The sequence below is a fragment of the Streptomyces sp. NPDC051219 genome, from assembly GCF_040682335.1.
Lineage (GTDB): Bacteria > Actinomycetota > Actinomycetes > Streptomycetales > Streptomycetaceae > Streptomyces.
Window position 1 is genome coordinate 12,974 of record NZ_JBFBAS010000036.1, and the last position, 13,183, is coordinate 26,156.

Sequence of the window (13,183 nt, forward strand, 5' to 3'; positions counted from 1 at the left end):
ATACGACGGGCCGTCAAGTACGGAAGTGTCAGCATCCCGCACAGCACGTCGTCGTCGCCGTTGGGAAGGAGGCACCGTGTGGGACGCGGATGTCGTCATCGTGGGCGCGGGCGCTTCCGGGCTGTCACTCGCCTACCGGCTTGCTGCCCCTGCCCCCCGCCACGGCCAGGGCGCCCTCATGTCCGTGGCTCTCGTCGACGCTCCGGCGGGACCGCTGCGGCCCGCAGAGCGCACGTGGTGCTTCTGGGAGGAGCCCGGAGGTGAGTACGACCGGGCTCTGGCCGGGTCCTGGCACCGGTTGAGGATCACCGGCGCGGACGGCGAGGCGGTGGTGGGCCGGCCCGCACCGCTGCGGTACAAGATGATCAGATCCGGGGCCTTCGAAGCGATGGTCGACGAACGGCTGGGCCGGTCCTCCTGCGTCAGGCACGAGGCGACGGTCGAATCGGTGCACGATCGCCCGGGCGGCGCGGAAGTCCGAGGCCGTGACGCCAATGGGCGCGAGGTCCGGTTGCGCGCCCGTTGGGTGTTCGACTCCCGGCCGCCCCGGCGGCTCCCACCGGCCCGCACGACACTCCTCCAGCATTTCCGGGGCTGGTTCGTCCGCACCGAACAGCCGGTCTTCGAGGTGGGCGTCGCCGATCTGATGGATTTCCGTACGCCGCAGCCCGGCCACGGGCTCTCCTTCGGTTACGTCCTGCCGCTGGGCCCCAGGGAGGCTCTGGTCGAGTACACGGAGTTCTCCCGTACCGTCCTCGACGACGAGGCGTACGACAGAGCCCTGCGCCACTACACCGCCGACGTGCTGGGACTCGGCCCCGGGCTGGGACGCGGGAACCTTACGGTCACCGCCACCGAGCAGGGGGTGATCCCGATGACCGATGCGCGGTTTCCGCACCGGGCCGGCAGGTCGGTGTTCCTGATCGGGGCGGCCGGCGGGGCGACGCGCCCCTCGACGGGCTATACGTTCTCCGCCGTACAACGCCACACCCGAGCCATCGCGGACGCTCTGCTCAGCGGTCGGCCACCGAGGGTGCGTCCCCCTCACCCGCTGAGGGCACGAACCCTGGACGCGGTGTTCCTGCGGGCTCTGGACACAGGGCGCGTCAGCGGCGCGGCGTTCTTCGCCAAGCTGTTCCGCGAAGTGCCCACGGAGCGGCTCCTGCGCTTCCTCGACGGCTGCACCGGATGGCACGAGGACTTCCTGATCGGACTGCACACACCCGTACGGCCGATGCTTCGCACCGTCGCGGAGCTCCCCTGGGTGTCCCGGCGCCCGCCGGCCGGATGAAGCCTGCTCGGCCGGCCCACTCTTCCCCCACCCGAAGAGGACCTCATGTCATTGCGTGACGCCGACCTGTCGGCTGCGTTCGATCACGCCGCTTCGTCCTACGACCGGATGGTCGCGGTCAACCCCGGCTACCACGGTCATCTGAGGCGCTCCGCCAGGCGGCTCGGGCTGACGGACGGCGGGGCCGGTATGCGTGTGCTCGACCTCGGATGCGGCACGGGAGCGTCGACCGCCGCTCTGCTGGCCGTCGCACCCCGTGCGGACATCACGGCGGTGGACGCTTCGGCAGGCATGCTGTCACGGGCGCGCGCCAAGTCCTGGCCGTCCAACGTCTCCTTCGTCCGTGCGCCCGCGGAGCGGCTCAGCGAGGCAGGCGTGGCAGGTCAGTTCGACGCTGTCTTCGCCGCGTACCTGTTTCGCAATGTCTCGGACCCGGACAGAGTGCTCGCGCTGGTGCGCGGGGTGCTGGCACCAGGCGGACGCATCTGCGTCCATGAGTACGCGCTCAGTGGACATGCGGCGCATCGCGCCGTCTGGACAGCGGTGTGCAAGGGCTTGGTGATGCCGGCCGGCCGGCGCACGGGAGACGCGGCGCTGTACGAGCATCTGTGGCGAAGTGTCGTCGGCTTCGACTCGGCCCGCGCCTTCGCTGCGCGGATGGAAGGGGCCGGCTTCTCGGGGGTGCGGGTCCTGCCGCTGCCGGGCTGGCAGACGGGCATCACGCACACCTTCGTGGCCCAGGTGCCGCCTTCCACCGGGGAGGGGACGTGACCGGACGGAGCAAGGCACGGAGTCCCGGACGCGACGGGCGGGCGCGCGTCCTGCCTGCCCGGCCCGGCCTGCGGTGCGTAAGTGAACCGGCGCCGCGCGTCGCAGTCGTCGGCGGGGGCATCGCGGGCCTCGCTGCCACCGCCGTCCTCGCCGAGCGGGGTGTCGGTGTCACGCTGTACGAACGCGAGGGCACGCTCGGTGGACGACTGGCGGGGTGGCCGGTCGAACTGGCCGACGGCTCCGCGGCGACCATGAGCCGCGGCTTTCACGCCTTCTTCCGCCAGTACTACAACCTGCGGGCGCTGCTACGTCGTGCGGACCCCGGACTGCACACCCTCACCGGCCTGCCCGACTATCCGCTCCGGCACAGCGGCGGCATGTACGACAGCTTCGCGCGGGTACCGCGCACGCCCCCGCTCAGTGCGCTCGGGTTTGTCGCGCAGAGCCCGTCGTTCGGATGGCGGGACCTGCTGCGCATGAACCCACGGGCTGCGCTCCCGCTGCTGGACGTGCGGGTCCCGGAGATCTACGCGCGGCTCGACGGGATCAGCGCGTCGGACTTCCTGGCCCGTATCCGCTTCCCGGAAGCCGCTCACCACCTGGCGTTCGAGGTCTTCTCCCGCAGCTTCTTCGCAGACCCGCGGGAACTGTCGGCCGCTGAGCTGGCGTTGATGTTTCACATCTACTTCCTCGGCTCCAGCGAGGGGTTGCTCTTCGATGTCCCGCGTGAGCCGTTCCCGCAGGCGCTGTGGCAGCCACTGGCACGGTATCTCGACGGCCATGGCACCCGGCTCCGTACGGACACGCCGGTGGGGGCAGTGCGGCCGGTGGCCGACGGCTCCCTGGAGGTGACGGCCGAGGGCCGTACGGTCCGGCACGACGCTGTGGTGCTGGCCCTGGACACGGCGGGACTGCGGCAGTTGGTGGCGGCGTCGCCGGGCCTGGGCAGCCACACCTGGCGGGAGCGGATCGCCCGGCTCCGCACCACCCCTCCGTTCCTCGTGTCGCGCTTCTGGCTGGACCGGCCGGTGGCCGCGGACCGCCCCGGCTTCCTGGGCACGAGCGGCTACGGCGATCTGGACAACGTCAGCGTGCTGGAGCGGTGGGAGGACGAGGCGCACCGGTGGGCCCTGCGCACGGGCGGTTCGGTGGTCGAGCTGCACGCCTACGCCGTACGTCCGGGCAGCCACCGGGGCGCGGTGCAGGACCGCCTGCTCGCGCGGCTGCGGCAGGTGTATCCCGAGACCGTTGACTCCAAAGTGGTGGACGAACGGCACGAGTGGCGCGAGGACTGCCCGCTGTTCCATGTGGGCGGATACCACGAACGACCGACCGTACGGACTCCGGATCCGGCGCTCATGGTCGCGGGTGACATGGTCCGGACGGATCTGCCCGTCGCCTTGATGGAGCGGGCGGCGACGAGCGGGTTCCTCGCCGCGAATGCGCTGTTGGAGCGGTGGGGGGTTCAGGGGCAGGCTCTGTGGACGGTGCCCGTCCGGGGACGGTCGGCCCCGCTGCGTGCGCTGGCGTGGCTGGGAAAGGTCTGACCGGCCACGGAGCCGGACGGTCAGCCGGGGAACCGGCCGGTGCTGCGAAGTTCCCAACGGCGCTCCGCATAAGCCAGGTCGTCGCGCCACAGGCGGCCCGAGGCAGCCCGCATCAGCGGCCGCAGTACGGGTGCGACGGCCCGGGCGGCGGCGAAGCCACGGCGGTCGGAGGCAGCGACAACCGCTTCGACCACCGCGGTGCGCGGGCGGCCGTGCGCATCCGGCCCGAGAGGCGTGGCATGGGTTTCCACCAACGAGCCTTCGCCTTCCCCTTCGGCGATGTGCATGACGACCGTGCGGGGTCCCGGCGCGGTGAAGACCGCGGTGACCGGAACGACCACGCGGCCGGCGACCTTGAAGGACACTTCGACGGTGAACGCGTCACGGCCGGCCTCCGCGCGCCCGGCAACGGAGGAGGGCACGTCGCGCACGGTGAGGTCGACGAAGGAGTACGGGTGGAACCAGGCGCCGTGCCAGGGGTCGAGCCGGTTGGCGACGATGTCCTCGGGCTCACAGACACCGGTTCGCGTGTGCACGGCCGTGATCGTGTTGTGCGGGCGTGGCCGGGGCGTCAGGACCGGGCTGTCCAGGGGCTCCTCCGTGCCGGCCTGGTCCAGGCGCACCCAGGCCAGCAGGCCGTCGTCGTAGGCGGGGAAGGGTTCCCACCCCCCGAACGGCCGCCCGTCCAGGGCGAGTCCGTGCCAGTGGCAGATGAGGGTTCCGCAACGGACGCGGCCGGTCCTCAGCGGCGCTCCCAGGTGGGGACAGGCCCCGGGACCGGCGATCAGCCGGCCGTCCGCGTCACGCCAGGCGACCACTTCCACGCCGGCGACGGTCCACCCCGAGGCCGCGTCCTGTCCGATGTCGCGGGCATCGCCGAGGACATACCAGTTGCCGGACGGACGGGCGAGGGCACGTTTGAGCGCTCCGTCGATCACGGCAGGGCCGGCGTCGCGCCACGTCGGGCGCTGCCGTTCCCAGGCGCTGGTCCCGCGACGCAGCCTTAGGGGGTAGCGGGAGCGGCGGGGGCTCGGGCCGGGTGAGGACGTCATGCGGCCTTCTCCTCCACTTTCTTCTCGGTGGGCGGCGTGGGCGGCGCCGTCAACGGGGCCCGCTGCGGCCCTGTCGCAGCGCGTCGCTGCCTGATCCGGGCGGCCAGCACCCTGGTCAGACCGTCGAGCGCCACAACGCCCCGGCGCAGCGGCGGAACGGCCGCGCGGCGGTGCACTGAGGCGTACCCGTCGTCCGCGACCGCCCGGAGGATGCCTCTGTAGAGGACGAAGGCGGTGCGGATACAGGGGCGGGAGGCGGGCTCGAGCATCGCGACGCCGGGGGCGGCCTCCCGGTACACGCCCTCGGTGAGGCGGGCGGCGGCCTTGAGTGAGGCGGTGATGCGGGGGTCGCGCTGTCCTGTGTCGCGGCTCCACAGGAGCAGTTCACGGTCCACGCCGTGGGCCGCCAGCAAGTCGGCCGGCAGATAGACACGCCCGCGGTCGAGGTCTTCGCCCACATCGCGCAAGAAGTTGGTGAGCTGGAACGCCACGCCGAGCGCCGCCGCGTGCGGCGCGGCCTCGTCACGGGGGACGACCGTGCCCAGCACAGGCAGCAGCTGAAGGCCGATAACGGCCGCCGACCCGTGCATGTAGCGGCGCAGGTCGTCCAGAGTCGGATAGTCGGTCACGTCGAGGTCGCTCCGCATGGACAACAGAAAGTCGGCGAAGTACTGAGTGTCGATGCCGTAGCGGTCAGCGGTGTGGGCCAGGGCGTGTACGACGGGTTCGGGGCTGCGGCCCCGCCGGAGGCCGTTGTCCAGCCGGTCCGACAGCGCCCGGAGCCGGTGGGCGCGCTCGGCGGCGGTCGCCTCGCTGTGGAGGTCGTCGACGATGTCGTCGGCCCAGCGGGCGAACCCGTAGAGGGCGTGCACGGCGGGCCGTCGTTCAATGGGGAGCAGGCGGGTGGCGAGGAAGTACGACTTTCCGTGCCGGGCGTTGAGCTGTCGGCAGCGTGTGTAGGCGTCGCGCAGACCCGGGTCCGTGATACCGGCGGCGTCGAGTTCTCGGCGGGTCATACGGGCCTGCCCTTCGATCCGCGGTGGGCGGGCGGGCGTGGGCGGGTGCGGCGCGTACCGGTGATCCGCGCGGCAGCGAGCTTTCCCGAGATGAGGACGGTGGGTACGCCGACACCGGGGGTGGTGCCGCACCCGGCGATGACGGCATTCTCCGTACCGTTCACGAGGTTGCGGGGCCGGAAGGGCCCGGTCTGCGCGAAGGTGTGGGATGCGGAGAACGGTGTACTGGCGGCGTGTCCCTGGGCGGCCCAGTCCACGGGCGTGACCAGGCACTCCTCTTCGATGGCCGATTCGAATCCGGTGAGTCCACGGCGCTCGAGTTCACGCAGGAGGCTCACGCGGTAGCGGGGTGCGAGTTGCTCCCACTGCTGGGTGGTTGGGCCGACATCCGTGTTGGGGCAGGGCGCCAGAACGTAATGCACGTGGCGTCCCGGGGGCGCCAGGAGCGGATCGGTGGCTGTCGGCCGGGTGATGAGGAAGGAGGGGTCCGTCATCAGCCGTCCGGTACGGGTCAGCTCACGGAAGGTTCTCTTCCATGCTGCTCCGAACGAGATGGTGTGATGGGCCAGTTCCGGCCAGCTGCGAGCAGAGCCGGCATGCAGGACGACGGCGGAGGGCGAATGGCGCAGTGCGAGCAGACGTCGTGGACGGCGGCCCAGCAGGCGGTAGGTGACGGCCAGGTCGGCGGTCAGTACAACGGCGTCGCAGGGGATGCGCGCCTGGTCGGTGACCACGGCCGTGATGCGCTCCCCCATGCGCTCCAGCCGGGTGACGTCATGGCCGTAGCGGAATGTGGCGCCCGCGTCCGACGCGGCGTCGGCCATCGCACGGGGCAGGGCGTGCATGCCCCCGACGGGGAAGTGGACCCCGGCCACCGTGTCCATGTAGGCGATGACGGCGTACGCCGCCAGAGCGCGGGACGGTGGCACGCCGGCGTACAGGGCCTGGAAGGAGAAGATCCGGCGCAGCCGTTCGTCGGTGATGAAACGTCCCACCCGGGAGTCGAGGCGCCCGAAGCCGCCGAGCGCGGCCAGCCGGACGAGGTCGGAGTTGAGCAGTTGGAAGGGCGAGTCGAAGTTGGTGTCGATGAACCGCCGCATCTGGGCCCGGTAGAGCTGTTCGAGCCAGGTGCGCAGGCGCCGGTACCCCAGTACCTCGCGCCGGCCGGCGAACCGTTCGATCTCCGCTTCCATGGCGTCTGCGCCGGTGTGTACGTCGAGAGAGCTGCCGTCCGCGAACCGGGCCCGGTAAGCGGGGTGCAGGTCGATCAGTTCCAGCCTGTCGGCGAGGCTGTCACCGACAGCGGCAAGCGCGTCCTCCACCAGATCGGGCATGGTAAGGACGGTCGGTCCGGTGTCGAAGTGGTAGCCACTTCGGGTGATGCGGCCCGCGCGGCCTCCGGGCAGCGTGCCACGCTCGACGACCGTGACACGGCGCCCGGCACCGAGCAGGTGCAGGGCGGCGGAAAGGCCTGCGAGCCCCGCCCCGACCACCACGACATGGTCGGTACGCCCCCTGACCGTTCTCAACGCCGGGCCCCGTCCACTGGGCCGGCACTGGCGCCGGCAAGAAGGAGCGCGGCCGGTGTGCCGTCGGCCGAGCACCGACGGTCCGGCGGCAACTCCTCGCCCGCCGGCTGTGCGGCGACGGCGTACAACAGGCCACTCAGCCGCCGGGACGCGGGACGGGGCAGCCCGATGTCGGAGAGGTGCCGGGAGCTGAGGGCGAGAAGCCGCTCGATCCTGCTCTCCACGACGCTCCGCGCCCCGGTGGCGACCAGTACGGCCCGTACCCGTGCCAGGCCGCCCGGCGAGAGGCCGGAGTCACCTAGCATGCTGTCGAGTACGGCGAGCGAGTCGCTGTCCGCCCGCGCCTCGGCTCTGGCTCTGGCGACCGTCACCAGATAGGTGACCTTTCCCGCTCTGATGTCGTCCCCGGACGGCTTGCCCGTGCGCCGGGAGTCGCCGAACGCCCCGTCGAGGTCGTCCCGCAGCTGAAAGGCGATGCCGGCACAACGGCCCGCGGAGCACAGGGCCTGTGTCGTCCTGGTGTCTGCTCCGGCCAGCGCGGCGCCGAACGCCAGGGGGCGCTCGACCGAGTACAGGGCGGTCTTCAGGTACGCCGTACGAATGGCCTGAGCGATTGAGCGCGAGCCCGTTGTCTGGCCGTGGAGGTCCAGATACTGCCCCGCGACCATCTCGGTGCGCATGGTTCGCCAGATGTCCAGCACTCGCCGGCGCGTCCCCGGGGGGAACTCGGTTTCGGCCATGACGTCGTCGGCCCAGGCCAACGCCAGATCACCGGCCAGGATCGCCGCGGACGACGCGAAGGGGCTCGCCCGGACACCACGGCGTACGGACTCCGGGTACTGGGCCGCCATCTGGGCGTGGAACGAGGGCCGCCCGCGGCGGCGGGACGAACCGTCCATGACGTCGTCGTGGATGAGCGCGCAGGTCTGGATGAGCTCGAGCGCAGCTGATGTACGGAGCGCGGCGCGCATCTCCGGCCCCGCGCCTCCGCAGGCGCGCATCGACCACCACAGGAACTGGGACCGCATGCGCCTGCCGCCGTCGAGCGTGAAACGTGAGACGCGCTCGGCCACGTCCCGGGTGAAGACGCTGTCGACGGTGGTGGCCTGCGCGACGCGATCCGCGAGGAGCTCCTCGAGCGTGTGCCCCACCGCCCCGCTCACGTCGGTGTCGGCCGCATGTACCGCATGTACCGCGTCGGGTGCGTGTGCTGCGTCACGATCGGCGTCGTGCTCACCGGCGCGCCGCAGGGGGGAGTCGGATGGGGTTAACCCGGTCCGGTGCATCACGGTCCTCCGAGTCGGTCGGCCGGTGTTGCAAGTCATTCATCCGAGACAGGTCTTTCGTATGCGCGGCGGGTGATTCCGAAGGCTGCAAGATCTCCGATCCAGTCGATCACAGGGACGACATCGCAGCATCAGGGGCCACTCGAACGGGCTGCGGTGTCCTCGGGCAGGCCGTCAACGGTGAGCCGGCGTTCCGGTCGAGGTCCTGGACCTGCCAGCAGGACGGACGGGTGCTTCCTGGCTCCCCGCAGCCCCACTCGACGCCCGAGACGAAGTGCACCAGCGCGCGGTCGGCGGTCGACCGTGACTGGGCCCACAGCACCACCCCGGACGGGCCGATGCGGCGTACCTCACCGTGGAGCGCCTCGGCGGGGCGAGGACGGCGGGTGCGGGCGCCGGAACAGCCGCGCGGCGGACCGCACCGGCACCGGCACCGGCACCGGCACCGGCACCGATAGCGGCCGTGCGACGAGCACGGCGAGCGGGACGCGGCACATGAATCTGTTGCGCGTGCGGGACGCCATGCGGGTCGTTCCTTCCGTCCGGATGTCGTGTGTGCTTCCGGTACCGAAGTCATGGATCAGGCCCTGTGGTCGGCGTCCCGCCCGGGAGCGTACCTGTCACGTAGCTCTCACGTAGGGGGTCCGGCCCCGGGGTCCGTCCGTGCCGAGCCGATGCAGGGAGCCCGGGACTACGCTGGGGCTGTCAGTCTCCTCCGGCCTCTCGTTTCCGTCCGCCGTGGAGCAGGACCGCTGCCCTGTCGTAGATGCGGTCGGCGGGCGGACGCGAGTCGCCCCGCTGTGATGGGGCTCGCCATGGCGTCACTCCACGACTCCGCCCGGATGGTCCGGGCTCTCCTGCGCGCCAGTCACCTGAGCACCTTCGAGCAGCTGCCGGCGCTCGTGGCCCAGCACGCGGACGAGGTGGGTCTGCGCCGCGTGCGCATCTTCGTGGCCGACCTGCAGCAGGAGGTACTGCGGGAGGTGACCGGCGTAGGAGCCGACGCCGGCCAAGGCGGACAGGAGCTCCGTATCGACGCCACCCTGCCGGGGCGTGTCTTCCAATGCAGTCAGACACTGTCCGCGTCCGTCGACGGCTTCCCTCAGCACTGGCTGCCGATTCTGGACGGCACCGAACGGCTGGGCGCACTCCGCGTCGAAACCGACGACGATCCCAGCGACGACGACAAGGAGACCATGGAGGATCTCGCGTCGCTCGTCGCCATGCTGTTGGTGTCCAAGCGCCCCAATAGTGACTCGTTCGCCCGGCTCTCCCGTATCAGTCCCATGTCTGTCTCCGCCGAGATGCAGTGGACCCTGATGCCGCCGCGGGCGTTCGCCAACCGACACGTGACCATCGCGGCCGCCATGGAGCCTGCCTACGAGACGGCGGGGGACGCCTTCGACTACGCCCTGGCCGGCCACACCGCCCACCTGGCCGTCTTCGACGCCATGGGACACGACACCGCCGCCGGGCTCACCGCCAACCTCGCCATGGCCACATGCCGCAACCAACGCCGCCGGGGCGCCAGCCTCACCGAGGCACGCGACGTCATCGAGCAGGTACTGATCGAGCAGTTCACCCGCTCGCGCTACACCACCGCGATCCTCGCCGACCTGGACCTGCGCACCGGCCTGCTCACGTGGCTCAACTGCGGCCACCACCCTCCCGTCCTCATCCGCGGCGGGCGCTGGCCAACCAACCTGGGCTGCCGGCCCACCCACCCACTGGGCACCGACCTCGCACTGCCCATCACGGTGTGCCATGAGCAGCTGGAGCCCGGCGACCGGCTCCTGCTCTACACCGACGGCATCACGGAAGCCCGCGACGCGGACGGAAACGAGTTCGGGCGTGAGCACTTCGTGGACTTCATCATCCGCCATCAAGCAGACGGCCTGCCCGTACCCGAAACCCTGCGCCGGCTCATCCGGGCCGTACTCGACCATCACGACGGAAAGCTCAACGACGACGCCACAGTGCTTCTTTGCCAATGGCACGGCCATTCCGGGCAACCGCCGGGACCGTGATCTCAGCCGCTGTTGCCGCTCGCCCCGCGCCTGCTCCGCCGTGAATGCCCTTCTCGCTATTGCGTTCTCAGTTCAAGGGCGGTATCGCAGCGGGTGGTCCGCCGGCACTTCGACCACTGCGATGCGCACACCGTCCGGATCCGCGATCCACATCTCGACGAGCCCCCACGGCTCCGTCTTCGGCGGGCGCAGCACCTCGACGCCTCGCCCCCGCAGCTCCTCGTACGCCGCGGTCACATCCGCCACCTGGATCCACAACCGGACGGCGGACGAGGGAGATTCGCCGGAGTGGCCCGAGATTTCGAGGAAGCCGCCACCCAGGAAGTACACGGTCCCGCGCTCGCGCCCGGTGCCGAACTCCCGGTAGACGGCCAGACCCAGCGCCTCCCCGTAGAACTCGCGCGATCGCTCGATGTCGCTCGGCCGCAGCAGAATCCTGCTGCCCAGTACATGCACCATGGGACCGCACCTTAGCGCCGTCCCGGTCGTCCTCCCGGACGTCCTGGCCTTGCGGGAGGTCAGAATCTCCCCGCCCCGCGCCCCAACGCCCGACCGCACTCGGTCCAGCGGATATTGCGCGTGCGGCGAACATTCATGAAGTCACCTGCAGGCCAAGGCACTTCCCTTCGCGGGTGAGTATCTGAGATCTTGCGTCCACCCCTTTTCATCACATGGTCCGACTGATGCCACCAGCGCCGGCGGACCTTTCGGAGGACGCATTGTTTCCCCTCGTATCCGGCCGGCTCAGACGCTCCGTCCTAGCCGCTGCCACCCTCGGCGCGACTATGGCTCTCCTGTCCCCCGCCGGGCTCGCCGGCGCCGCTCCGTCGGCCCCTTCGGCGTCGTGGGCCGCAGGCACCCGCGCGTACCTCGTCATCACCACACCGGGTGACACATCCGCCGTGCGGACGGCAGTGACGAGCAACGGCGGCACGGTCTTCGCTCATTACGACGCGATAGGCGTGGTCGTGGCCCACTCGACATCCACGGCGTTCGCCGCCACCATGCGGGGCGTCAGCGGCGTCCAGCAGGTCGGCGCGACCCGGACCTCCGACGTACCGGCCGACGCCTACAACCCCGCGCTGCCGGCCAACCCGGCGCAGTCCACGACCACCTTGACCGAGTCGAACCGCTGGGACATGACCCAGATCAAGGCCGACCAGGCGTGGGGCGTGACCACCGGCTCGTCCACGGTCAAGGTCGGCGTTCTCGACACCGGCATGGATGACCGGCACCAGGACCTCGCACCGAACTTCAACGCGGCCGACTCGGTCTCCTGCGCCTACGGCAAGGCCGACACACGCGCCGGGGCGTGGCGGGACGTGGGCACGCACGGCACCCACGTCGCGGGCACCATCGCAGCCGCCAAGAACGGCAAGGGGGTCATCGGCGTCGCGCCGGGGGTGAAGATCTCATCCGTCCGGATTGCCGAGCCGAACACCAGCATGTTCTTTGCGGAAAACACCATTTGTGGCTTCGTCTGGGCCGGTGACCACGGCTTCAAGGTGACCAACAACAGCTACTACACCGACCCGTGGATGTTCAACTGCCCGGACAACATCGACCAGGCAGCCATCATCGAGGGCGTCAAGCGCGCCCAGGTGTACGCCGAGAACAAGGGCTCCCTGCAGGTCGCAGCCGCCGGCAACTCCAACTACGACCTGGCCAACAAGAGGACCGACTCATCGAGTCCCAACGACTCGACCCCGGTCACCCGCACCATCACCAACGCCTGCATCGACATCCCGACCGAACTCCCGGGCGTCGTGACCGTCGCGGCCATGGGCAACGGCAACGTCAAGGCGTCGTACTCCAACTTCGGCAACGGCGTCATCGACGTCGCGGCGCCGGGCGGTGACGGCTCCTCCGGGGTGTATTCGACGCTTCCGGGCGGCAAGTACGGCAACATGAACGGCACATCGATGGCTTCCCCGCACGTCGCGGGAGTCGCGGCGCTGCTGGCGAGTGTCAATCCCACGTACACGCCCGCGGACATCCGGGCCGGGCTGGCCGGGCAGGCCGTGGACACGGCCTGCCCGTCCGACAGCCGGTGCACGGGCACGACGGCCAAGAACGCGTTCTTCGGTGAAGGCCAGGTCGACGCGCTGAAGGCGGTGGGTGGTACCCAGCCGCCCGGCAGGTACTTCGAGACCCTGACCGACGTGACGATCGCCGACAGCGCCACGGTGGACAGCCCGATCGCGGTCACGGGCGTGAGTGGAAACGCTCCCGCTGCCCTCAAGGTCGGTGTGGACATCAAGCACACCTACCGCGGCGATCTCATCGTCTCGCTGGTGGCCCCGGACGGCACCGTCCACCTGCTGGAGGACTTCCCGAACAGCGACAGCGCGGACAACGTGAGCAAGACCTACACGGTCGACGCCTCGGCCGAGACAGCGGCCGGTACATGGAAGCTGCGCGTACGCGACATCGCTGCCCAGGACGCCGGCAAGATCGATGCCTGGAACCTGACCTTCTGAGGTCGCTCGCATCGCTGACCCCGGGGCCCGACCGCGCAGTGCGCGGCGGCTCGGAAAGGCGCCGGGTCCCCAGCGCGGGACCCGGCGCCGGCGGCTGCCCCGTCACCCGGCTGCCAAGGCGCGGCTGCCTGCCCCACGGTTCCGGACCGGCCGCGGCTCTGGCCCAGGCATCGGCCTCGGCTGC

Annotated in this window: 10 protein-coding genes and 1 pseudogene; 5 read left to right on the plus strand and 6 right to left on the minus strand. The window is 70.7% G+C overall.

Features of this window, described 5'->3' with window-relative positions; genetic code table 11:
* The first annotated feature begins 76 nt into the window (after positions 1 to 76).
* Genes AB0M62_RS28855 through AB0M62_RS28865 form a run of 3 tightly spaced genes read left to right on the plus strand, consistent with a single transcriptional unit; the run spans position 77 to position 3,609 of the window.
* Entirely contained in the window at positions 77 to 1,291 is a 1,215-nt protein-coding gene (locus AB0M62_RS28855) for a lycopene cyclase family protein (RefSeq protein WP_366077236.1), read from the plus strand.
* 45 nt (positions 1,292 to 1,336) lie between these two features.
* Positions 1,337 to 2,062, plus strand: a complete 726-nt coding sequence (locus tag AB0M62_RS28860) for a class I SAM-dependent methyltransferase (protein ID WP_366077237.1) — start codon at positions 1,337 to 1,339, stop codon at positions 2,060 to 2,062.
* Entirely contained in the window at positions 2,059 to 3,609 is a 1,551-nt protein-coding gene (locus tag AB0M62_RS28865) for an FAD-dependent oxidoreductase (protein WP_366077238.1), read from the plus strand. The genes AB0M62_RS28860 and AB0M62_RS28865 overlap by 4 nt, the downstream gene beginning before the upstream one ends.
* A gap of 20 nt (positions 3,610 to 3,629) precedes the next feature.
* Here the strand turns inward: AB0M62_RS28865 and AB0M62_RS28870 are convergent, their stop codons facing one another.
* The 5 genes and pseudogenes from AB0M62_RS28870 to AB0M62_RS28890 form a co-directional block, all read right to left on the minus strand.
* Positions 3,630 to 4,661 (minus strand): DUF5914 domain-containing protein, encoded by a 1,032-nt coding sequence (locus AB0M62_RS28870; protein WP_366077239.1) that lies wholly within the window; start codon positions 4,659 to 4,661, stop codon positions 3,630 to 3,632.
* Positions 4,658 to 5,677 carry a phytoene/squalene synthase family protein gene (locus AB0M62_RS28875; protein ID WP_366077241.1) on the minus strand — a complete coding sequence of 340 codons (1,020 nt, stop codon included), beginning with the start codon at positions 5,675 to 5,677 and terminating at the stop codon, positions 4,658 to 4,660. The genes AB0M62_RS28870 and AB0M62_RS28875 overlap by 4 nt, the downstream gene beginning before the upstream one ends.
* The gene (crtI, locus tag AB0M62_RS28880; protein WP_366077242.1) at positions 5,674 to 7,206 is read right to left on the minus strand and encodes a phytoene desaturase family protein; all 1,533 of its coding nucleotides are present in this window, start codon (positions 7,204 to 7,206) and stop codon (positions 5,674 to 5,676) included. The genes AB0M62_RS28875 and crtI overlap by 4 nt, the downstream gene beginning before the upstream one ends.
* A complete protein-coding gene (locus AB0M62_RS28885; protein ID WP_366077243.1) occupies positions 7,203 to 8,357 on the minus strand; it encodes a polyprenyl synthetase family protein in 1,155 nt (384 codons plus the stop codon). The genes crtI and AB0M62_RS28885 overlap by 4 nt, the downstream gene beginning before the upstream one ends.
* 338 nt (positions 8,358 to 8,695) lie before the next feature.
* Positions 8,696 to 8,865, minus strand: a pseudogene (locus tag AB0M62_RS28890) (transcriptional regulator); the annotation flags it as partial.
* Between the two features lie 442 nt (positions 8,866 to 9,307).
* On the opposite strand from AB0M62_RS28890, the gene AB0M62_RS28895 reads away from it, so the two are divergent.
* Positions 9,308 to 10,519: a PP2C family protein-serine/threonine phosphatase gene (locus tag AB0M62_RS28895; RefSeq protein ID WP_366077244.1), complete on the plus strand. Its 1,212-nt coding sequence runs from the start codon at positions 9,308 to 9,310 to the stop codon at positions 10,517 to 10,519.
* A 72-nt stretch (positions 10,520 to 10,591) separates the two neighbouring features.
* On the opposite strand, the gene AB0M62_RS28900 is transcribed toward AB0M62_RS28895, so the two are convergent.
* A complete protein-coding gene (locus AB0M62_RS28900; protein ID WP_366077245.1) occupies positions 10,592 to 10,978 on the minus strand; it encodes a glyoxalase superfamily protein in 387 nt (128 codons plus the stop codon).
* Positions 10,979 to 11,304: 326 nt separating this feature from the next.
* Between AB0M62_RS28900 and AB0M62_RS28905 the strand changes: the two genes are divergently transcribed.
* Positions 11,305 to 12,999 carry a S8 family serine peptidase gene (locus tag AB0M62_RS28905; RefSeq protein WP_366077247.1) on the plus strand — a complete coding sequence of 565 codons (1,695 nt, stop codon included), beginning with the start codon at positions 11,305 to 11,307 and terminating at the stop codon, positions 12,997 to 12,999.
* The last annotated feature ends 184 nt before the right edge of the window (positions 13,000 to 13,183 follow it).